General features: G+C 71.0%; 19 protein-coding genes. 3 read left to right on the forward strand and 16 right to left on the reverse strand.

All coding sequences use genetic code 11. The features are described 5' to 3' along the window. Window positions 1–2: 2 nt before the first annotated feature. The 9 genes from lepB (ACFV9D_RS26685) to ACFV9D_RS26725 form a co-directional block, all read right to left on the reverse strand. On the reverse strand, window positions 3–947 hold the full coding sequence (gene lepB / locus ACFV9D_RS26685; protein ID WP_385151387.1) for a signal peptidase I: 945 nt from the start codon (window positions 945–947) through the stop codon (window positions 3–5). Next, on the reverse strand, window positions 862–1,926 hold the full coding sequence (gene lepB / locus ACFV9D_RS26690; RefSeq protein ID WP_385151220.1) for a signal peptidase I: 1,065 nt from the start codon (window positions 1,924–1,926) through the stop codon (window positions 862–864). Before lepB (ACFV9D_RS26690) ends, lepB (ACFV9D_RS26685) begins: the two co-directional genes overlap by 86 nt. Next, on the reverse strand, window positions 1,919–2,761 hold the full coding sequence (lepB, locus tag ACFV9D_RS26695) for a signal peptidase I (RefSeq protein WP_385151223.1): 843 nt from the start codon (window positions 2,759–2,761) through the stop codon (window positions 1,919–1,921). Before lepB (ACFV9D_RS26695) ends, lepB (ACFV9D_RS26690) begins: the two co-directional genes overlap by 8 nt. Before the next feature lie 71 nt (window positions 2,762–2,832). Further along, the gene (gene rplS / locus ACFV9D_RS26700; protein WP_356894105.1) at window positions 2,833–3,183 is read right to left on the reverse strand and encodes a 50S ribosomal protein L19; all 351 of its coding nucleotides are present in this window, start codon (window positions 3,181–3,183) and stop codon (window positions 2,833–2,835) included. Between the two features lie 129 nt (window positions 3,184–3,312). Further along, complete coding sequence (trmD, locus tag ACFV9D_RS26705; protein WP_385151228.1) at window positions 3,313–4,134, reverse strand: tRNA (guanosine(37)-N1)-methyltransferase TrmD; 822 nt, start codon at window positions 4,132–4,134, stop codon at window positions 3,313–3,315. Further along, a complete protein-coding gene (rimM, locus tag ACFV9D_RS26710; protein WP_385151231.1) occupies window positions 4,131–4,709 on the reverse strand; it encodes a ribosome maturation factor RimM in 579 nt (192 codons plus the stop codon). Before rimM ends, trmD begins: the two co-directional genes overlap by 4 nt. A gap of 85 nt (window positions 4,710–4,794) precedes the next feature. Then, on the reverse strand, window positions 4,795–5,034 hold the full coding sequence (locus ACFV9D_RS26715) for an RNA-binding protein (protein WP_005311361.1): 240 nt from the start codon (window positions 5,032–5,034) through the stop codon (window positions 4,795–4,797). Between the two features lie 2 nt (window positions 5,035–5,036). Next, window positions 5,037–5,477 (reverse strand): 30S ribosomal protein S16, encoded by a 441-nt coding sequence (gene rpsP / locus ACFV9D_RS26720; RefSeq protein WP_137993109.1) that lies wholly within the window; start codon window positions 5,475–5,477, stop codon window positions 5,037–5,039. Between the two features lie 180 nt (window positions 5,478–5,657). Further along, window positions 5,658–6,251 carry a hypothetical protein gene (locus tag ACFV9D_RS26725; RefSeq protein WP_150232028.1) on the reverse strand — a complete coding sequence of 198 codons (594 nt, stop codon included), beginning with the start codon at window positions 6,249–6,251 and terminating at the stop codon, window positions 5,658–5,660. Between the two features lie 392 nt (window positions 6,252–6,643). Between ACFV9D_RS26725 and ACFV9D_RS26730 the strand changes: the two genes are divergently transcribed. Then, a complete protein-coding gene (locus ACFV9D_RS26730) occupies window positions 6,644–7,396 on the forward strand; it encodes an SAM-dependent methyltransferase (protein ID WP_385151235.1) in 753 nt (250 codons plus the stop codon). A 43-nt stretch (window positions 7,397–7,439) separates the two neighbouring features. Here ACFV9D_RS26730 and ftsH read toward each other — a convergent pair whose 3' ends face one another. The 6 genes from ftsH to ACFV9D_RS26760 all read right to left on the reverse strand — a co-directional run bounded on the left by ftsH (window position 7,440) and on the right by ACFV9D_RS26760 (window position 17,120). Then, window positions 7,440–9,365 carry an ATP-dependent zinc metalloprotease FtsH gene (gene ftsH, locus ACFV9D_RS26735; protein WP_385151238.1) on the reverse strand — a complete coding sequence of 642 codons (1,926 nt, stop codon included), beginning with the start codon at window positions 9,363–9,365 and terminating at the stop codon, window positions 7,440–7,442. A gap of 138 nt (window positions 9,366–9,503) precedes the next feature. Continuing rightward, the gene (gene ffh, locus ACFV9D_RS26740) at window positions 9,504–11,057 is read right to left on the reverse strand and encodes a signal recognition particle protein (protein ID WP_385151241.1); all 1,554 of its coding nucleotides are present in this window, start codon (window positions 11,055–11,057) and stop codon (window positions 9,504–9,506) included. Between the two features lie 112 nt (window positions 11,058–11,169). Beyond that, complete coding sequence (locus tag ACFV9D_RS26745) at window positions 11,170–13,620, reverse strand: [protein-PII] uridylyltransferase (protein WP_385151244.1); 2,451 nt, start codon at window positions 13,618–13,620, stop codon at window positions 11,170–11,172. Between the two features lie 25 nt (window positions 13,621–13,645). After that, a complete protein-coding gene (locus ACFV9D_RS26750; protein ID WP_069170469.1) occupies window positions 13,646–13,984 on the reverse strand; it encodes a P-II family nitrogen regulator in 339 nt (112 codons plus the stop codon). Further along, window positions 13,981–15,327: an ammonium transporter gene (locus ACFV9D_RS26755; protein ID WP_385151247.1), complete on the reverse strand. Its 1,347-nt coding sequence runs from the start codon at window positions 15,325–15,327 to the stop codon at window positions 13,981–13,983. The genes ACFV9D_RS26750 and ACFV9D_RS26755 overlap by 4 nt, the downstream gene beginning before the upstream one ends. Before the next feature lie 317 nt (window positions 15,328–15,644). Then, a complete protein-coding gene (locus tag ACFV9D_RS26760) occupies window positions 15,645–17,120 on the reverse strand; it encodes a hypothetical protein (protein ID WP_385151250.1) in 1,476 nt (491 codons plus the stop codon). A 416-nt stretch (window positions 17,121–17,536) separates the two neighbouring features. Here ACFV9D_RS26760 and ACFV9D_RS26765 point away from each other — a divergent pair, with 416 nt between their 5' ends. Continuing rightward, the gene (locus ACFV9D_RS26765) at window positions 17,537–18,190 is read left to right on the forward strand and encodes a bifunctional DNA primase/polymerase (protein ID WP_385151253.1); all 654 of its coding nucleotides are present in this window, start codon (window positions 17,537–17,539) and stop codon (window positions 18,188–18,190) included. A 55-nt stretch (window positions 18,191–18,245) separates the two neighbouring features. On the opposite strand, the gene ftsY is transcribed toward ACFV9D_RS26765, so the two are convergent. Then, complete coding sequence (ftsY, locus tag ACFV9D_RS26770) at window positions 18,246–19,472, reverse strand: signal recognition particle-docking protein FtsY (protein WP_385151256.1); 1,227 nt, start codon at window positions 19,470–19,472, stop codon at window positions 18,246–18,248. Window positions 19,473–19,557: 85 nt separating this feature from the next. Between ftsY and ACFV9D_RS26775 the strand changes: the two genes are divergently transcribed. Next, complete coding sequence (locus ACFV9D_RS26775; RefSeq protein ID WP_385151259.1) at window positions 19,558–21,021, forward strand: cytosine permease; 1,464 nt, start codon at window positions 19,558–19,560, stop codon at window positions 21,019–21,021. The last annotated feature ends 57 nt before the right edge of the window (window positions 21,022–21,078 follow it).

Raw genomic sequence — 21,078 nt, forward strand, 5'->3', positions numbered from 1 at the left:
TCCTACTCGGCGGTATGCCGAGTGGCGAGCCTCTTCCTGCGCCACAGCACCAGCGGCAGTGCGCCGGCGAGTCCGGCCGCGCCCGGGGCCACGGCCAGCGCCTGGCTCAGGCCGGGCTGGTCGAAGGTCTCCGGCACCGGCAGCGTCGCCCAGCGGGTGACCGGCCAGGCCACGACGACCGCGCGTCCGACGACCTCGTCGTTCGGGACGGCGCCGCCGCCCGGGAGGTTCTGGTGGTAGCGGGAGTCCAGGGAGTTCTGCCGGTTGTCGCCCATCACCCAGATGCTGCCCTCGGGGATGGTGATCGGCCCGAAGGGCTTGTCACCGCAGGGCGAGGAGCCGGGGTAGATGTACGAGCTCTCCTCGAGCGTCTTGCCGTTGAGGATGACCTTGCCGCCCTCCTTGCAGGAGACCGTGTCGCCGCCCACCGCGATGACGCGCTTGATCAGGTCCTTCTCCGCGGGGTCGGGCATCAGGCCGATCCAGCTCAGGACCGTCTGCAGTGCGTTCGGCTCGGTGGTGGGCTCGCCCTCCAGCCAGCCGCCCGGGTCGTGGAAGACGACGACCTCGCCGCGCTCCGGCTCCGAGCCGAACCACGGGGTCAGCTTGTCCACCAGGACCCGGTCACCGCGCTGCAGCGTGTTCATCATCGAATCCGAGGGAATCGAGAACGCCTGCACCAGGAAGGTCTTGATCAGCAGCGCCAGCAGCAGCGCGATACCGATCAGCAGGGGCAGTTCCTTCCAGAAGGAACGCGGCTTCTTCGCGCCCTCGCCGGTCGGGCCCGTCTCCCCGGTCTCGTCGTCCCGCCCGGTCTCGCCCTCACCGTCGGCGGGGTCGGCGTCCTGCCGGCCGGAGGAGTCATCCCTCATGGCCACCGACGATTCGGCGAGCCGCTCGGGCCTCTCCTCCGGCTCGTCGTGTCCGGATCGTGCGCCGACGGCCACATCCCCCACATCCACTCCTCAGTCCGTGCACATGCCTGCCCCAGAACAGGGACAGGCCCACCACTCCCATAACGAGCGGGAGTTCCGCAGGGGTCGGGAGCCAGGGCAATCCGTTCAGATTCCGCGAGGACACACTATGCGACACGCCCTGTGCGGATACAGAACCCGAACGACCGTCCGGTACGGCCGCGAACGTGTCCGGTTCTTCCAGTCGGCGCCAGTGGCTCACGGGCCAGGCGATCACGACGGCCCGGCCCACCACGTCCTCCTCGGAGATCGTCCCCCGGTCCTTCTCGTCGAGATGGAAGCGGGAGTCGGCGGAGTCCGACCGGTGGTCGCCCATCACGAAGATCCGGCCGGGTGGCACGGTCACCTTGAACTTGATCTTCGAGGGCTCGTTCCCCGGGTGCAGATACGGTTCGTCAAGCGGTACGCCGTTGACCGTGATCCGGCCGTCCGCGCCGCAGCACGCGACCGTGTCGCCGCCGACCGCGACGACCCGTTTGATCAGGTCCTGCTCGTCGGCGGAGGGCAGCAGCCCGATGAAGGTCAGCGCCTGCTTGACCTGCTTGACCCCGATCGGGTCTTCGGCGACCGGCGTGGTGTCCTGCTGGAGCCAGTTCCCGGGGTCCTTGAAGACGACGACGTCGCCGCGTTGCGGCTTGGAGCCGAACCAGGGCGTGAGCTTGTCGACCAGGACCCGGTCGTCGATCCGGATCGTCTGCTCCATCGAGCCGGACGGGATGACGAACGCCTGGACGAGGAAGGTCTTCAGGACGAGCGCTATCAGCAGGGCGACGGTGATCAGGAGCGGGATCTCCTTGACCGCGGAGCGCTGTCGCCTGCGCTTGACCTTGCGGGCGAGCCTGCGCCGCTCCGCCCGGCCGGGCAGCGGACGGCCACCGCCGTCCGTCGGCCGTGTGCCGGTGGGCAGCCGGGTGTCGCCGCGGTGCCCGGCCGGCCGGCCCCGGTTACCCATGGCCGCCCGCCGCGGGAGCGGGTACGGCGTCGAAGGCTTCGGTCTCCGGCACACCGGCCCAGCGGCCGAAGGGCCAGCCGATCCAGTCCGCGCGGCCGATCACCTGCTCGACGGGCACCATTCCGCCGCCCGGCTGTCCGAGGTGGTCGCGGGAGTCGCTCGACTGACTGCGGTGGTCGCCCATCACCCACAGGGTGCCCTGCGGTACGACGATGTCGAAGGGAACCTTCGAGGGTGCGTCACCCAACTGGACGTACCACTCCTCGACGGGCACGCCGTTGACGGTCAGTCGGCCGTTCCGGTCGCAGCAGACGACGCGGTCGCCTCCCACGCCCACGACCCGCTTCACGAAGTCGGTCTCGGCGGGCTCGGCGAGGCCGAGGGCCGCGGCAGCGCCGTGCAGCAGACCGGTGACCGGGTTCTCCTCGGGGGCCTCCTGGAGGAAGGACCCGGTGCCGTCGAAGACGACGACGTCACCGCGGCGCGGCTCGTCACCGAAGCGGTACGCCAGCTTGTTCACGAGGATGCGGTCCCCGACCTGGAGGGTGGGTTCCATCGAGCGGCTGGGGATCAGGAAGGGCTGCAGCGCGAAGTGGCTCAGGAGCAGCAGGAAGACCACGCAGACGGCGCCCGCGACGCCCGTACGGCGCCAGGACCACCCCGCGACGTCCCCGCCGCGCTCCTCAAGCCCGGCTTCCGCCGCGCCCCCGGCTTCCGTCCCGGGTTCCACTGCCGCCCCGCCTTCCGCTTCCGACCCGGAAATACGCGCGGAGCGCGACCGCTCCTCCGTCGTGGAGGAGCGGTCGCGCTCCGTGTGCTGTGCTTCGGTGTCCATCGGGGGCAGAGCCTATCCGGCCGCCCTGAGAATCATCGCTCCGAAGCCCCGCGCGATCGGTGAGCCGGAGCTCAGTTGTCGCGCTTCTCCTTGATCTTGGCAGCCTTGCCGCGCAGCTCACGCAGGTAGTAGAGCTTGGCGCGACGGACGTCACCGCGGCTCACGAGCTCGATCTTCTCGAAGATCGGGCTGTTCACCGGGAAGGTGCGCTCGACGCCGACGGAGAACGAGACCTTGCGGACCGTGAAGGTCTCGCTGACGCCCGAGCCCTGGCGGCGGATGACAACGCCCTTGAACTGCTGGATACGGGAGCGGTTGCCCTCGATGACGCGCACGTGGACGTTCACGGTGTCGCCGGGACGGAAGGCGGGGAGGTCGGTGCGGAGCGAAGCCGCGTTGACCGAGTCGAGCAGGGAGGCCATGGTGGTCTCTTTCCTCGCTGATGCCACAGGTCATCAGCGGAACGTTCGAAAAGGAGTTGGAGCGCCGTACGTACCGGGCGGGCGTCGTCCCCCTGTGGCAGGGGCGCACGCCGGACACACAGCAGCGGCCTATTCTTCCACGGCGCCGGGCCTGCGCCAAAATCGGCCGCCGGGCTCGGGGGCCCAGCCCAGCATGGAGAGGATCTCCCGGTCCTTCTTGTCGAAGGCGGCGGGGTCGCAGCGTTCGATCAGGTCCGGCCGGTTCGCCGCCGTACGGCGGAAGGCCTCGTCGCGGCGCCAGCGCGCGATCTTCCCGTGGTGCCCGCTGACGAGTACGTCGGGGATGGTGCGGCCACGCCACTCGGGGGGCTTGGTGTAGACGGGGCCTTCCAGCAGGTTGGCCATGGCTCCGGGGGCGAAGGAGTCGTCGCGGTGGGATTCGGCGTTGCCGAGGACCCCGGGCAGCAGTCGGGCCACGGCCTCGGTGATCACCAGGACGGCGGCTTCCCCGCCGGCCAGGACGTAGTCGCCGATGGAGACCTCGTACACCGGCATACGGGTCGCGTACTCGTCCATGACGCGCCGGTCGATGCCCTCGTAGCGGGCGGGCGTGAAGATCAGCCAGGGGCGCTCGGAGAGCTCGACGGCGAGTTCCTGGGTGAAGGGGCGTCCGCTGGGCGTGGGGACGACGAGGACGGGGCCGTGGGCGCCCGTCTCGAAGCCGTCGGCGAGGGTCTGGTCGAGGGCGTCGCCCCAGGGGTCGGTCTTCATGACCATGCCCGGGCCCCCGCCGTAGGGGGTGTCGTCGACCGTGTTGTGCCGGTCGTAGGTCCACTCGCGCAGGTCGTGGACGTGGACGTCGAGCTGTCCACGCGCGCGTGCCTTGCCGACCAGGGAGACGTTCAGCGGTTCCAGGTACTCGGGGAAGATCGTGACGACGTCGAGCCTCATGCGTCGGCGTCCTCGGATTCCTCGTCCCGGGTAGGGCCCTCGTCCCGGGAGGAGACGATCTCGGCGCGGTCGTCGATCAGCCCGGGCGGCGGGTCGATGACGGCCCGCTGCTCCTCCAGGTCGATGTCGGTGACGATCTCCTCGACGAAGGGGATCATCAGCTCGGTGCCGTCGGGCCGCTCGACGATGAAGAGGTCCTGGGACGGCAGGTGCGAGATCTCGGTGATCCGGCCGATCTCGGTGCCGTCGGCGAGCACGACGTCCAGGTCCATGAGCTGGTGGTCGTAGTACTCGTCCTCCCCCTCCGGCGCCTCGTCGGGGTCGACGTCGGCGATCAGCAGGGTGTTGCGCAGGAGCTCGGCCGCGCTGCGGTCGCGGACGCCCTCGAAGCGGAGCAGGAGCCGTCCGCTGTGGACCCGGCCGGTCTCGATGGTCAGCGGCCCGATGGTGGCCGGGTCGGTGACCAGGACGGCTCCGGGCGCGAGCCTGAGCTCGGGCTCGTCCGTACGGACCTCGACGGTGACTTCGCCCTTGATGCCATGGGCGCGGCCGATCCGCGCGACTACCAGCTGCACGACTTCATTCTCTCCTGTTCCGACGACGACGGGCCGGGGTGGACCCGAAGGCCCTCCCCGGCCCGTGCCGGTGTGTCCAACTTGCTCAGCGGACCTGGTCCACGTCGACGAGGTCGACGCGGATGCCACGGCCGCCGATGGCGCCCACGACGGTACGCAGCGCACGCGCGGTGCGGCCGTTCCGGCCGATCACCTTGCCGAGGTCGTCGGGGTGGACCCGGACCTCCAGCACGCGGCCACGGCGCAGGTTGCGCGAGGCGACCTGCACATCGTCAGGGTTGTCGACGATGCCCTTCACGAGGTGCTCGAGAGCCTCCTCGAGCACGATCAGGCCTCGGTCGACTCGGTGGACGCGGCCTCGGCCTCGTCCGCCTTCTTGTCGGCCTTCTTCGCCTTCGGGGTGATGGCCTCACCCTTGGCGTCGTCGCCCTCGAGGGTCTTGGCGAACGCGTCGAAGGAGGCGCGCTTGTCCTCCTTCGTCGCCGGCTGCAGCAGCGGCGCCGGGGCCGGCAGGCCCTTGTGCTTCTGCCAGTCGCCGGTGAGCTTCAGGATGGCGAGGACCGGCTCGGTCGGCTGGGCGCCGACGGACAGCCAGTACTGCGCACGCTCGGAGTCGACCTCGATCTTCGACGGGTTGTACGTCGGGTGGTACAGACCGATCTCCTCGATCGCACGACCGTCCCGGCGGGTGCGGGAGTCGGCGACGACGATGCGGTAGTGCGGCTGGCGAATCTTGCCGAGGCGCTTGAGCTTGATCTTGACTGCCACTGGAGTGGTGTCTCCTGGTCTTGACGTGGTTGGGCACATGAGATGCCACGTGGGGTTGCGGTACTCGGGTGCCCGATGGACGCGTCAGCCGGAGGAGAGAGGGGTCCTGTGCGACTGTCGAGTACAGCTAGCCATTGTGCCACACGCCGGTGGCACGCCGGACCCGGCCCATGCGCCGGCTCAGCTCGCCGCACCCACCGTTTCCGGGATGCGGAAGGGCTTGCCGCAGCCGCCGCAGACGATGGGGGCCTGGGCGAGGACCGAGGGGACCACGCGGACGTTGCGGCCGCAGTCGCAGACGGCCTTCACGCGGACGCCGCCGCCGGAGGAGCCGTGGCGCGCGGCGGGGCCCCGGAAGGAGCGCTTGGTGTCCGCGGCCGTCGCGACAGTGTGGGCCTTGAGGGCGCGCTGGAGCCGCTCCATCGTGGGCCGGTACCGCCGCTTCGCCTCGGGGTTGAGCGTGACCAGGGAGAAGCCGCTGCTGGCGTGCGGCTCCTCGGGGTGGTCGAGGCCCATCTCCTCGGCGATCGCCAGGAATCTGCGGTTGTGGTAGCGGCCGGCGCGCGAGGTGTCACGGACTCCTCGGGCGGCGGCGATGCCGTGGACTGCCTCGTGGAGCAGTCGCTCGAAGGAGAGTTCGGCGCCACAGGCGGACGACGACTCTCCGATCAGGGACTCGGGCGCGGCAAGATCCGGCAGTTCGGGGTGGTGCCGCTGAATGTCGGCCCACGCCTGTGCCAGCTCTGCGGCGAGAACAGGTGGTGTCGTGCTCACGTCGCGTACAACGAGCCGAAGCGCTCCCGGGTTCCATTCCGGGGCATCCCAAATATTTTGCACGTACCCGTCAGTTGCCGTTCATGCGTCCGGACGAGGCTCAGTGCGCCGATCTGCGGAGAAGGCTCGCAGCTCGCGGCAAGGTGGTGCGTAGTGGCGCATACGCGTCGGCGCGTATGCGGTGGCGTACGCGCCCCGGGAGGCCGACGCGGCCCGATGCGGGGACAGTACCGGGCCCGGATGCAAGGCGGCGCACCGGGCCTGCCCCGAAGGGGAAGTGGTCCGGCGCGAGCACTGGACGCGGGGGCGGATGCGCAGTTCCCTGACATACGGGGGGATGCGGGCGCACGTACACGGGGGCTGTCGACCAGGCACTGATTGGGGCGCTTTCCATGACACCTACGCTCGTCCGGCACGATCCCGCGCGCGACTGGGCCGAGATCCAGGAGCGGATGCTCGTGCCGCTCTACGAGGCGGTGTACGACCGTCTCGACGTGGACAGCGACTCCCGGGTCCTCGGGCTCGGCTGCGGGTCGGGGCTCGCGCTGCTGATGGCGGCCTCGCGTGGGGCCCGGGTCACCGGTGTGGACCGGGACCACGCGCGCGTGGAGCTGGCCAGAGAGCGGCTGCCGGAGGGTGCGGGTCATGCGGTGGTCGAGGGGGAACCGGCGGAGGCGGCGGACGGCCGGTCCCGTGACCCGTACGACGTGATCACGGCCTTCCATGGCTCGGCGGGGCTCGGCCGGGAGCTGGCGGCCGTCACTCCACTGGCGCAACCGGGCACGGCGGTCGTGCTCGCGGGCTGGGGGCCGCCCGAGCGGTGCGCGACGGCGTCGGTGCTGCGGGTCGCGGCGCGGCTGACGGGCTGGCGCCCGGCGCTCCGTGACGACCTGGAGGAGGTGGTGGCGCGGGCGGGTCTGAAGCCGGACGGATCGGGCCGGGTGTCGTGCCCGTTCGGGTACGCGGACCAGGACAGTGCGGTGCGCGGGCTGCTGTCGACGGGCGAGTTCGACGCGGCGATCCGGGCGACGGACCCGTCCCAGGTCGAGAAGGAGATCACGGAGGCGCTGGATCCCTTCGTCCGCGGGGACGGGACGGTGTGGATGCCGAACGTCTTCCGGTATCTGATCGCGCGGGTCCCGTAGGCGGCGAAAGCCGCCGGGGTCCGGGCAGTGCGCCCCGGCCCGCCTACGCCTCCTTCGTCAGGCGGGTGATGCCCGCGGCGCGGTAGGCCGCGTCCTCCTCGAGGGTCTCGTTGGCCAGGAGGGCTGCCGCCAGGGCGTCGAGTTTGTCGCGGTTCTCGCGGAGTTGGCGGATGGCGCTCTCGTAGCACTCGTCGACGATCCGGCGCATCTCCTCGGCGACCATGTCGAGCGTCTCCGGGGCCGCCGAGAGGCCGTACGCCTGCTGGGCGTCGCCGGGGATGGCCGTGAGGCGGCCGACGCGTTCGCTCATGCCCCATCGTCCGGCCATGCCGCGGGCGATGTTGGTGACCTGTTCCAGATCGCTCTCGGAGCCGGTGGTGACGACCTCGAAGACGACCTGCTCGGCGGCCATTCCGCCGAGCGCGCCGATGATCCGGCCGCGCAGGTACTCCTCCGTGTACGCGTACTTGTCGGCGTCGGGCGTCGACAGCGTGACGCCCAGGGCCCGGCCGCGGGGCACGATGGTGATCTTGCGGACCGGGTCGGCGCCCGGCTGGAGCATGCCGAGCAGGGCGTGCCCGCTCTCGTGGTAGGCGGTGCGGCGCCGCTCCTCCTCCGGCATCACCAGGGGGCGTTCCGCACCGAGCTGGACCTTTTCGAGGGCGTCGGAGAGGTCGGACTGGGTGACCGCCTTCTGCTGCCGCTTGACGGCGAGGAGGGCTGCCTCGTTGGCGAGGTTGGCGAGGTCCGCGCCGGTCATGCCGGGGGTGGTACGGGCGACCTGGACCAGGTCGACGTCCTGGGCGAGCGGGATGTCCCGGGTGTGGATCTTGAGGATGGCCTCGCGGCCCCCGCGGTCGGGCGGGTTCACGTGGACGATGCGGTCGAAGCGGCCGGGCCGGGTCAGCGCCGGGTCGAGGACGTCGGCGCGGTTGGTGGCGGCGAGGACGATGACGCCCTCGGAGCCGGTGAAGCCGTCCATCTCGGTGAGGATCTGGTTGAGCGTCTGCTCGCGTTCGTCGTGTCCGCCCATGCCCGAGCCGCCGCCGCGGGCGCGGCCGATGGTGTCGATCTCGTCGATGAAGATGATCGCCGGGGCGACCTTGCGGGCCTCGGCGAAGAGTTCCCGTACGCGCGAGGCGCCGACGCCGACGATCATCTCGATGAACTCGGACGCCGAGGCCGAGAAGAACGGCACCCCTGCCTCGCCGGCCACCGCCCGCGCGAGGAGCGTCTTGCCGGTTCCGGGCGGGCCGGCGAGCAGCACGCCGCGCGGCATCTTGGCGCCCATGTCGCGGTAGGCGGAGGGGTTCTTGAGGAAGTCGACGACGTCGTTGAGCTCGCCCTCGACCTCGTCGATGCCTGCCACGTCCTCGAAGGTGGTGCGTGTGGCGCCGGGTTCGAGCTCGACGGGCTTGGGCGGGGCCTTGCGTCCGAGCATGCCGCCCGCGCCGCCCATGCCGGAGCTCATCCGGCGGGCGATGAAGATCCACAGGAAGACGAGCAGCAGCATCGGCGCGAGCGAGATCAGCAGGTTGGCGAGGAAGCTGCGCTCCTGGACGACGGGCTCGGCGGTGACCGTGACGCCTTTCGCGGTGAGCTCGTCCCAGAGGTTGTCGTCGGCGAAGGCGGGCCGCTGGGTGACGAACTTGCTGTAGTCGCCCTTGTCGCCGTTGGGCTGCGGCTGCTTGTTCTTCAGCTCGCCCTGGATGGCGTCGCCCTTGGAGTAGATCTTGGTGACGTTGCCGGCGTTCACCTGCTTGCTGAACTCGGTGTACGAGATCGTCGGCTCGTCGCCCCGGTTGAAGAACGACAGCACGAGGTTGGCGATGAGGAAGACGACCAGGGCGGCGAGGATGAGTCCTCCCCAGCCGCCGGGCATCTTCCTCTTCTGCGGCGCGGGCGGCGGGGCCCCCTCCGAGCGCCAGGGCTGGTCGGTCCGGTCGCGCGGGGGTACGGAGTTGGGCACGCTGCTCTCCTCACACCGACGTCAGGCCCGGCCCCCAGTATCGGAAAGGCTGACAATCTCGGCATTTCAGGCAGGGTGAAGGAGTGAAAAGGGGCCCGGAGCGGTTTCACACCGCTCCGGGCCCCTTCACGAACCTGCTCAGCCCATGAACTTCTTGAACTCGTCCGGGAGCTCGAAGTCGCCCGGGCCCTGGCCGGCGGCCGGCAGACCGAACGCGCCGCCCTGCTGGGCCTGCTCGCGGCGGGCCGCGGCGGCCTCCTCCTCGGCCTTGCGCTTCATCGGGTTACCGCTCTTGCGCTTGCCCTTGGCCTGCTTGACCTGCTTCTTCTGCCGGCCGGGGCCGCCGCCCATGCCGGGGATCCCGGGCATGCCCGGCATGCCGCCGCCCTGCGCCATGCGGGACATCATCTTGCGGGCCTCGAAGAACCGCTCGACCAGGCCCTTGACCGCGCTGACCTCGACACCCGAACCCTTGGCGATACGGGCACGGCGGGAGCCGTTGATGATGGTCGGGTCGTGGCGTTCGCCCGGGGTCATCGACTTGATGATCGCGGCCGTGCGGTCGACGTCCCGCTCGTCGATGTTGTTGATCTGCTCCTTCATCTGCGCCATGCCGGGGAGCATCCCGAGCAGCTTGGAGATGGAGCCCATCTTGCGGACCTGTTCCATCTGGGCGAGGAAGTCGTCGAGCGTGAACTCCTGGCCCTTCTTGGACGCCAGCTTGGAGGCCATCTTGGCGGCCTCTTCCTGGCTGAAGGTCTGCTCGGCCTTCTCGATGAGCGAGAGCATGTCGCCCATGCCGAGGATGCGGGACGCCATGCGGTCCGGGTGGAACGCGTCGAAGTCGTCCAGCTTCTCGCCGTTGGAGGCGAACATGATCTGGCGGCCGGTGACGTGCGCGATGGAGAGCGCGGCACCGCCTCGGGCGTCGCCGTCGAGCTTGGAGAGCACGACGCCGTCGAAGCCGACGCCGTCGCGGAAGGCCTCGGCGGTGTTGACCGCGTCCTGACCGATCATGGCGTCGACGACGAACAGGACCTCGTCGGGGCTGACGGCGTCGCGGATGTCCGCGGCCTGCTGCATCAGCTCCTGGTCGATACCGAGACGGCCGGCGGTGTCGACGATGACGACGTCGTACATCTTGGTCCGCGCGTACTCGATCGAGTCCTTCGCGACCTGGACCGGGTCACCGACGCCGTTGCCCGGCTGCGGGCCGTAGAACGCCACGCCCGCGCGCTCGGCGACGACACCGAGCTGGGTGACGGCGTTGGGGCGCTGGAGGTCACAGGCGACGAGCAGCGGGGAGTGGCCCTGGCTCTTGAGCCAGAGACCGAGCTTTCCGGCGAGGGTGGTCTTACCGGCACCCTGGAGACCGGCGAGCATGATCACGGTCGGCGCGGTCTTGGCGAAGCGCAGCCGCCGGGTCTCGCCGCCGAGGATGCCGATGAGCTCCTCGTTGACGATCTTGATGACCTGCTGGGCGGGGTTCAGCGCCTGGGAGACCTCGGCGCCGGTGGCCCGCTCCTTGACCTGCTTGATGAACGCCCGGACGACGGGCAGGGCGACGTCCGCCTCGAGGAGGGCGATACGGATCTCGCGCGCGGTGGCGTCGATGTCCGCCTCGGACAGGCGGCCCTTGCCCCGGAGGTTCTTGAATGTCGCTGCAAGGCGGTCGGAGAGGGTATCGAACACGGCGGTCGCGGATCCTCGGTGTCGGGGGCAGGCGGACGGATTGCCCTCAAGGGTATCTGCCCGGCCGAAGTACATGCCCCCGCCCGTCGAAACGGGCGGGAACACGGCCCCCTCACCGCAGTGCGCCCTCCAGTGCCTGCGCCAGGTCGGCGGCCTCCTCGTCCGGGAGGAGGGAGCCGTCGGGGCGGGTCACGTACAGCGTGTCCACGGCGTTGGCGCCCAGGGTGGAGACGTGGGCGCTCCTGACCCGGACGTCGGCGCCCTCCAGGGCCCGGCCGATGCGGTGCAGCAGTCCGGGGGCGTCCTGGGCGCGGACCTCGATGACGGTGGCGAGGCGGGAGTCGGCGGCCGCGACGGTGACGCGGGGCGGCGGCGCGGTGACTCCACGCCGCCGCGGATAGGCGGCCTCGCGTTCGGCCAGCCGCGCGGGGATGTCCAGGCTGCCGTCGAGGGCCCGGACGAGGTCGGCGCGGAGCCGGGCGGCCTGGGGCAGGGCGCCGTACTCCGCGGCGACGCGCCAGTTCAGGACCAGGACGGCGCCGGGGCCGAGCTCGGTGGGGAGCTCGATGGCGCGCAGGTCCGCGGCGCGGACGGTCAGCCGGTGCAGGGCGAGGACTCCGGCCGCGGCCGGCAGGACGCCCGGCTGGTCGGGCAGGGCGATGAGCAGTTCGACGCCGACCGGTTCCGGTTCGCCGTCCTGCGGTGCGGTCTCCGGCTGGGCGTGCAGGGCGAGGACGGGCTCCCCGGTCCGCAGCGCCTCGATCGCGAGGCGTTCCTGCTCCGCGCTGGGAGCGGCCGGCTCGGCTTCCGGTTCCGGCTCCCCCGCGAGGACGGCGCCGACCCGTTTGACGAGGTCGGCGACGAGCGAGCCGCGCCAGGACGACCACGCGGCCGGTCCGGTGGCCAGCGCGTCGGCCTCGGTCAGGGCGTGCAGGAGTTCCAGGGCGCCCTGCGTGCGGACGGCCGTGGCCACGGACCGTACGGTGGCCGGGTCGTCCAGGTCGCGACGGGTCGCGGTCTCGACGAGCAGCAGGTGGTGGCGTACGACGGTGGCGATGACGGCGACGTCGGCGCGGTCGAATCCGATCCGTGCGGCGACGTCGCGGGCGATGGTCTCGCCGGCCACGGAGTGGTCGCCGGGCCAGCCCTTGCCGATGTCGTGCAGGAGCGCGGCGACGAGCAGCAGGTCGGGCCGGCCGACCCGGCGGGTCAGCGAGGACGCGCGGACGGCGGTCTCGACGAGGTGCCGGTCGACGGTCCAGGTGTGGACGGGGTTGCGCTGGGGCCGGCAGCGGACCCGTTCCCAGTCCGGCAGGAGTCGGGTGATCAGCCCTTCGGCTTCGAGCGCCTCCCAGACGGGCACGGTGGGCTCCCCCGCGCCGAGCAGGGTGACCAGCTCCTCGCGCGCCTCGGCGGGCCAGGGCACCGGCAGAGGTTTGGCGGTGGCCGCGAGGCGGCGTACGGCGTGCAGGGAGAGCGGGAGTCCGGACTGGGCGGCCGCGGCGGCGGCCCGCAGGGGCAGCACGGAGTCCCGTTCGGGTTTGGCGCTGAGGGCGAGGACGACCTCGCCGTCCATCTCCACCACGCCCTCGGCGAGCGGGGTGCGTTCGATCGGGGGCTTCCCGCCCCCGGACCGGCCGCCCAGGAGGGTGCGCAGTCTGGGACGGGCCGAGCGGGCCTTGAGGACTCGGTTGACCTCGCGCCAGGTGACGTCGGTGGCGTACGAGATGATCCGCGCGGACTCGTACACCTCGCGCAGCAGGGTGTCGGCGTCGAGGAGGCCCAGCTCCTGGGCGACGGCGTCCTGCTCCTGGAGGGCGAGCCGGTCGGTGGCCCGTCCCGTGGCGAGGTGCAGCGCGTCCCGGGCGTCGAGGAGGCGGCGGCGGGCGCCGTCCAGCCCCTCCCGCGGGGCGTCGGCGAGCCAGGAGGCGGCGACGGCGCGCAGGACCTGGGCGTCGCGGAGCCCTCCGCGGGCCTCCTTCAGATCGGGTTCGAGGAGGAACTGCAGCTCCCCCATCCGTTCGGCCCGCTCCCGGCACAGCGCGTCGAGTTCGGGGAGTCGTGTGGGGGCCTGGTTGCGCCAGTCGGCGAGGACGGCGGTCCGCAGTCCGGCGACGAGTCCGAGGTCGCCGGCGACGGGCCGGGCGTCGAGGAGCCCGAGCTGGACCTTGAGGTCGTCGCCGGCGGTCTTGCGTGCCTCGGCGGGGGTGCGTACGGAGTGGTCCAGGGCGAGGCCCAGGTCCCAGATCGGGTACCAGATCCGGTCGGCGAGCGTGGCGATGGTGCCCGCGTCGGCGGTTCCGTCGTGCAGGAGCAGCAGGTCGAGATCGCTGCGTGGCGAGAGTTCGCCGCGCCCGTAGCCGCCGACGGCGACGAGCGCCACCCCTCGTGGCGGCTGGGCGGCGGCGAAGAGTCCGGTCAGCCAGTCGTCGGTGAGCCGGGCCAGGGCGGCACGGCGCGGCGGCCCGGACTGCGCCTTCTCGCTGAGAAGGCGCAGCCGGGCCGCCGCGTAACCGCTGGGTCCCGAGTCTTCCGCTTGCGTACTCGTATCGAGGCTCGTCACCCAGCAGCTCCTCAGTGCTCCGCGCTTACAGTGCGTCCGGACCGCGTTCGCCGGTGCGGACGCGTACGGCGGTCTCGACCGGGACGCTCCACACCTTGCCGTCACCGATCTTGCCGGTTCGGGCGGCCTTCACCACGACATCGATGAGCTGTTCGGCGTCCTCGTCCTCGACCAGGACCTCGATCCGGATCTTGGGGACGAGGTCGACGGTGTACTCGGCACCGCGGTAGACCTCGGTGTGACCGCGCTGGCGGCCGTAGCCGCTGGCCTCGGTGACCGTGAGGCCCTGGACCCCGAAGGCCTGGAGGGCTTCCTTGATCTCGTCCAGCCGGTGCGGCTTGACGACTGCGGTGATGAGCTTCATGCGTCCACCTTCTTGGTCTCCTGTGCGGCCGGGACGGGCACGGCGGTGGAGCGCGAGGAAGCGCCGCCGCCGGCTCCGCTGAAGTCGTACGCGGTCTCGGCGTGCTCGACCTGGTCGATGCCGGAGACCTCGTCGTCCTCGCTGACCCTCATGCCCATCGTCTTGTCGATGATCAGCGCGAGGACCGCGGAGGCGATCAGAGAGTAGGCGAGGACCGCGAAGACTCCGACGGCCTGCTTGCCGAGCTGCTCGAGGCCGCCGCCGTAGAAGAGGCCCTTCGCGTCGGACTGGACGCCGCCGGTGGCGAAGAAGCCGACGAGCAGGGAGCCGATGACACCGCCGACGAGGTGGACGCCGATGACGTCGAGGGAGTCGTCGTAGCCGAACTTGTACTTGAGGCCGACGGCCATGGCGCAGAGGAGACCGGCGATCGCGCCGATGGCGATCGCGCCGAGCGGCGAGCAGGAGCCGCCGGACGGGGTGATGGCGACGAGGCCGGCGACGGCGCCGGAGGCGGCGCCCAGGGTGGTGAAGGAGCCGTGGCGGATCTTCTCGTAGAGCAGCCAGGCGAGCATGGCGGCGGCGGTCGCGACCTGGGTGTTGACGAACATCACCGCGCCGACGCCGTCGTCGTTGCCGAGCCAGGAGCCGGCGTTGAAGCCGAACCAGCCGAACCAGAGCAGACCGGCGCCGAGCATCACCAGCGGGAGGCTGTGCGGGCGCATCGGGTCCTTCTTGAAGCCGACGCGCTTGCCGATGACGAGGATGACGCCGAGGGCCGCGGCACCGGCGTTGATGTGGACCGCCGTACCGCCGGCGAAGTCGATGACGCCCATCTCGAAGAGCCAGCCGCCGGCGCCCCAGACCCAGTGGGCCACGGGGAAGTAGACGACGGTGACCCACAGGGCGATGAACAGGGCCCAGGCGGTGAACTTCACGCGGTCGGCCAGCGCGCCGCTGATGAGGGCGGGCGTGATGATCGCGAACATCAGCTGGAAGACGGCGAAGACGTACACCGGGATGGTGTAGCCGTCCCACAGCTCGGTGATGCCGATGCCGCTGAGGCCGACGTACTCGGAGGACCAGCCGATGAGCGATCCGGAGTCGGTGCCGAAGGCGAGGCTGAAGCCGTAGAGCACCCAGAGGATCGTGACGATCCCGAGGCTGATGAAGCTCATCATCAGCATGTTGAGGGTGGACTTGACGCGGACCATGCCTCCGTAGAAGAAGGCGAGTGCCGGGGTCATCAGCATGACCAGGGCGGAGCAGATGAGCATGAACCCGGTGTTGGCGGCAGACAGCTCGGGGGCGTCTGCGGCCAGGGTCGTGATGGCTGGTGCCATCGGCGTCTCCTCGTCGTCGGTACGGCCTGTGCGGGGGCGGGGCCGGAGAGCGGCTTGGCCGTGAGGGGTGGCCGGTTATGCGCCAGAGATTGGCTCAGCGCCGTTTCCGTCGATGCCGCACGATGTTTCGCCGCAGTGACGAAGGGGTGGGGTGTGTTACGCGACTGTGAACGTCCGGGTCACGGGAAGGTAACGCGCATACCCTGCCTGCGGACGCGAACCGGCCGCGGCAGTCGTCCCGGTGTCCTGGCGGCGGGGGAGCCGAGTCGGGCAGTGGGGGACGTCTGTCGCGGCCGGAGTGTGGAGGGGGCCGGTGCTCAGACCGCCTCGGCGGTCTCGGGCAGCAGGGCCGTGAGCCGGTCGGTGAGCTGGACGACCTCGGCGACGTCCCGGAAGTCGCGGGCGGCCGTGTCGACGGTCTTGCGGAGCCGGGTGTTGACCCGCTCGGAGCGGACCCTCTTGGCGACGCCGAGGGCCTGCTCGACGAGGACGGCGGACTGCTCGGGCTCCCGCTTGAGGAGGTGCACGGTGGCCATGCCGATCAGGTTGAGTGCGTACGAACGCTGGTGCTCGGTGTCCTTCTCGAAGAGGGCGACGGCCCGCTCCATGACGGGCTCGGCGAGGGAGGCGTACGTCGGGGAGCGCCCGGCGACGTAGGCCAGGTCCCGGTAGGAGTGGGAGTTCTCGCCGTTGAGCTCGGCCTCGGAGAAGAAACGGATCCAGTCGGGCTCGGGCTCGCCGTCGAGGCCGACGTCGGCGAAGGTGTCCTCGGCCATGCGGACGGCCCGCTTGCACTTGGAGGGCTGGCCCATGTTCGCGTAGGCGCGGGCCTCCATCGCATACAGCATGGCCTGGGTGCGCGGGGTGGCGCAGTCGCGGCTGCCGTACTGGGCGAGGTGGATGAGTTCGAGGGCGTCGTCGGGCCTGCCGAGGTGGATCATCTGGCGGCTCATGGAGGAGAGGATGTACGAGCCGAGCGGCTTGTCGCCCGCCTCCTTCGCGGCGTGCAGGGCGAGGACGAAGTACTTCTGGGCGGTGGGCTGCAGGCCCACGTCGTAGCTCATCCAGCCGGCCAGTTCGGCCAGTTCGGCGGCGCACTTGAAGAGGCGCTGGGCGGTGGCGGCGGGCTGGGGCTCCTGGAGGAGGTCGGTGACCTCGTGGAGCTGGCCGACGACCGCCTTGCGGCGCAGTCCGCCGCCGCACTGGGCGTCCCACTGACGGAACATCGCCGTGGTGGATTCGAGGAGGTCGAGCTCGCCCGGGGAGAGGCGCCCGGGACGGCGGGTGTCGACGACCGGTTCGGGGCGCTCGGGTTCGGCGGCGGGGGTGGGCACGAGCCAGCGCTGCATGGGCTCGATGAGGGAGGGTCCGGCGGCGAGCGAGAGGGCGGAGCCGAGGAAGCCGCGGCGGGCGAGCATCAGGTCGCTGCGGGAGAACTCGCTGAGCAGGGCGACGGTCTGGGGTCCGGCCCAGGGCAGGTCGACACCCGACACGGACGGCGACTGGTGGGCGGTGCGCAGTCCGAGGTCCTCGATGGCCACGACCGCGCCGAAGCGCTCGGAGAACAGCTCGGAGAGGATCCGCGGGATGGGTTCGCGGGGCTGCTCGCCGTCCAGCCAGCGGCGGACGCGGGAGGTGTCGGTGGAGATGTGGTGCGCGCCCATCTGGCGTGCCCTGCGGTTCACTTGGCGCGCCAGCTCGCCCTTCGACCAGCCGCTTCGCACGAACCACGAGCTCAGCTGCTCGTTCGGGCGCTTGCCGGCAGTCGTACCGTCTGCGCCGTTGCCGTCCACAGGAACGCCCCCATCCACGTCAATGCCTCTGTGCGTGAACCCCTATCAGAATGCCGTGTGTTGCGGCGTTCGTCTGGAGCTTGCACTCCTTCGAACTGGAAAGCGGGTTGCCTCCGGCATACCCGCGCGCGCAGTGAACGCCAGGGTTCGTGCACCGAAAGTAATCCTACGATCACCCTCTCGCGAGGCCGATTCAAGAAACGCCACCATTCGCCACCCCTTCGAATGAACTCGCCTGCCGCTGAACACGATTCACTTGACATGCGACGAACCAGGGTCGGCGGAGAGTTGCGCGAGGAGGCGCGCGCGACGGGCCGCACCACCTCGCCCGCGACCGTACGCCACCCCGGGCGACGGAGCGTGACGGTGGGGCTCCGGGTCGTAACCACCGGCGCGTTCGACCCGTTGGAGGGGGCATGGGCTTCACGATCGGCGGCATTCGTGAGATGCGGTCCGGCTCACGACGCCGCGTCCGCACCACGGAGTGCACAGCGGTGGCCGAGTACACAGGGCTGTGGGGCTGGGACGTGGTCCCGGGAGCGCGTGCCGTCTCCGGCCAGTGCTCCTGCGGGGATCCGTCCTGTACGGCTCCGGGGGCGCATCCGCTCTCGTTCGCCGAGGAGGTCCCGGCGGGCGCGGGTCTGGACGACGCGACCAAGGCCTGGTCGGAGTATCCGGGGGCGGCGCTGCTGCTGCCGGTGGGCCGGACCTTCGACGTGATCGAGGTCGCCGAGCCCGCGGGACGGCGGGCGCTGGTCCGGCTGGAGCGCATGGGGCTGCCGCTGGGCCCGGTCTGCGCGACGCCGACGGGCAGGGCGTGGTTCTTCGTGGCGCCGGGCGCGGCGGCGGAGCTGCCGCAGCTGCTGTACCGGATGGGCTGGGACGACGCGGACCTGGATCTGCGGGGCCTGGGGCGCGGTGAGCACGTGACGGCGCCGCCTTCGGACCTCGGCGGCCTGGGCCCGGTCCGCTGGCTGCGCCCGCCGACCCTGGACACGGCGGGCGCGCCCCCGCAGGCGCGGCTCCTGCTCGGGACCCTGGCGTACATCTGCCACCGCACACACTTCTGACCTGCGAAGGGCCCCGCCGGATTCCGGCGGGGCCCTTCGCAGGGGTACGTGCGGCTCAGTCGCCGATCAGCGCGTCGACGAAGGCGCCCGGCTCGAAGGGGGCCAGGTCGTCCGGGCCCTCGCCCAGGCCGATCAGCTTGACCGGGACGCCCAGCTCGCGCTGGACGGCGACGACGATGCCGCCCTTGGCCGTGCCGTCGAGCTTGGTGAGCACGATGCCGGTGATGTCGACGACCTCGGCGAAGACGCGCGCCTGGACCAGGCCGTTCTGGCCGGTGGTGGCGTCCAGGACGAGCAGGACCTCGTCCAGCGGGCCGTGCTTCTCGACGACTCGCTTGACCTTGCCGAGCTCGTCCATCAGGCCGGTCTTGGTGTGCAGCCGGCCTGCGGTGTCGATGAGGACGACGTCGGCGCCCTCCGCGATGCCCTCCTTGACGGCATCGAAGGCGATCGACGCGGGGTCGCCGCCCTCGGGGCCGCGCACGGTCCGGGCGCCGACCCGCTCGCCCCAGGTCTGGAGCTGGTCCGCGGCGGCGGCACGGAAGGTGTCCGCGGCGCCGAGGACGACGGAGCGGCCGTCGGCGACCAGGACCCGGGCGAGCTTGCCGGTGGTCGTGGTCTTGCCGGTGCCGTTGACGCCGACGACCATGACGACGCCCGGGGTGCCCGGGTCGCTCTCGGTCTTCACCGTGCGGTCGAAGTCGGGACCGAGCAGCGTGATGAGCTCCTCGCGGAGCAGGCCGCGCAGCTCCTCGGGGGTGCGGGTGCCGAGGACGCGGACGCGCTCGCGCAGCCGCTCGACCAGCTCCTGGGTGGGGGCGACGCCGACGTCGGCGGTGAGCAGGGTCTCCTCGATCTCCTCCCAGGTGTCCTCGTCGAGGTTGTCGCGCGACAGCAGCGTGAGCAGCCCCTTGCCGAGCGAGTTCTGCGAGCGGGCGAGGCGGGCGCGGAGCCGTACGAGACGGCCCGCGGTCGGCTCCGGCACCTCGATCGCGGGGGCGGGCGCCTCGGCGACGACCGGGTCCTCGACGGCGGTCGGGGCCTCGACGGCCTCCTCCGCGGTCGGGAGGTCGACCTCCTCGATGGTGCGGCGTGGTTCTTCCCGCGGTGTCTCCGCCTCTTCGCCGACGTGCGGTTCGGCGGGCGGAGCGGTGATGGTCGGCGTGGTGGACGGCGCCTCGGGCGGCGGCAGCTGCTTCTTCTTGCGGCCGCTGATCACGAGCCCGCTGGTCACGGCGACGGCGACGACCAGGGCGATGACTACAGCAAGAATGAGTTCCATAACGGGTCCAGTATCGGCCACGAGAGGACGGTTGGAGGAGCACGTACGCTGGGTGGGTCCCCCACACCCCGCACGGAGTACCCCCATGCCCCCTGCCGCCGAAACCGCCGCGGAAGCCCCCGCCGAGACCGAAGGCGCAGTCGAGACCCGTGGCCTCGAACCCGTCCCCGACGCGGAGCGCACCGGCCATGTCCGCGAGCTGTTCCCGACCTGGGTCGCCGCCAACATCAGTGTGCTTCTTCTCACGATGGGCGCGGGCCTGATCGTCTTCAACGGCCTGAACTTCTGGCAGGTCCTCGTCGTCGCGACGGCCGCGCCGATCCTCTCGTACGGGATCGTCGGCCTGATATCGATCGCCGGAAAGCGCGGCGGCTCCCCCGGCATGGCCCTGTCACGGGCGGTCTTCGGCCAGCGCGGCAACCTCTTCCCCGGCTCGCTGATCTGGGTGGCCCGCTGGGGCTGGGAGACGATCAACGCGGTCACCGGCGCCTACGCCGTGCTGACCGTGCTCGATCTGCTCTTCGACATCAAGTCGAACACCGCGCTGATCATCGTCACGCTGCTGCTCTTCGTCGCCTGCACCTTCCTGGTGTCCGGGCTCGGCATCAACGCCCTGCGGGTGTGCAGCAAGTGGTCGACGTATCTCTTCGGCGCCTTCTCGGTCCTCGTGCTGGTCTATCTGATCGCCGACACCGAGTGGTCGGCGGTCTTCGACAAGCCGGCCGGTTCGACGGCGATGATGATCGCGGGCATCGGCACCATCGCGGCGGGCGGCATCAGCTGGGTCCCCTCCGGCCCGGACTTCACCCGCTATCTGCCGCGTACGGCGTCCTCGAAGGCGATGGTCGGCTCCACGATCGGCGGCGCCGGGATCGTCGTGCTGCCGATGGTCCTGATGGGCGCGGTGATGGCGGTGGCCACCCCGGACCTCGCCTCGGCGCAGGACCCGGTGTCGTTCATCGGCGAGCTGCTGCCCGCCTGGATCTCCGTCCCGTACCTGCTCATCGCGCTGATCGGGATGCTGCTGATCAACTCGATGTCCATGTACTCGGCCGGGTTCACGGCGCAGACGCTCGGCATCAAGGTCTCGCGCGCCGCGGCGGTGAGCGTGAACGCCGTGATCAGCCTGGTCTTCGGCTTCCTGCTGATGGTCGTGGCGACCAGCTTCATCGGCTCCTTCATCTCCTTCCTGACGCTGCTCGCGGTGGCCTTCTCGGCGTGGATCGGCGTCTTCGGCGTCGACATGCTGCGCCGCAGGTCGTACGACGGCGAGGCGCTGATGGACACGACGCGCACGAGCGCGTACTGGTACCGGGGCGGCTTCGCCTGGCAGGCGATGACGGCGTGGGCGGTGGCGCTCGTGGTGGGGCTGCTGTTCACCAAGGTCGACTGGTTCGCCGGTCCGCTCGCCTCGTCCTGGATCGGCGAGAACGGGCTCGGCTGGGGAGCGACGATCGTGGTGGCGGGTGTGCTGTACGCGGTGCTGCCGCGGGACCGCGCACAGACCTCCGTGGAGCCCGTCGAGGCCCGCGAGTCCGTTTCCGTCTGACGCACACCGTTCTCATCTGACGCAACGTCAGATACTGTCCCCCTTCGCCGGCTTCCC

This window comes from Streptomyces sp. NPDC059875 (assembly GCF_042731085.1).
In the GTDB taxonomy this organism is placed as follows: Bacteria; Actinomycetota; Actinomycetes; order Streptomycetales; family Streptomycetaceae; genus Streptomyces.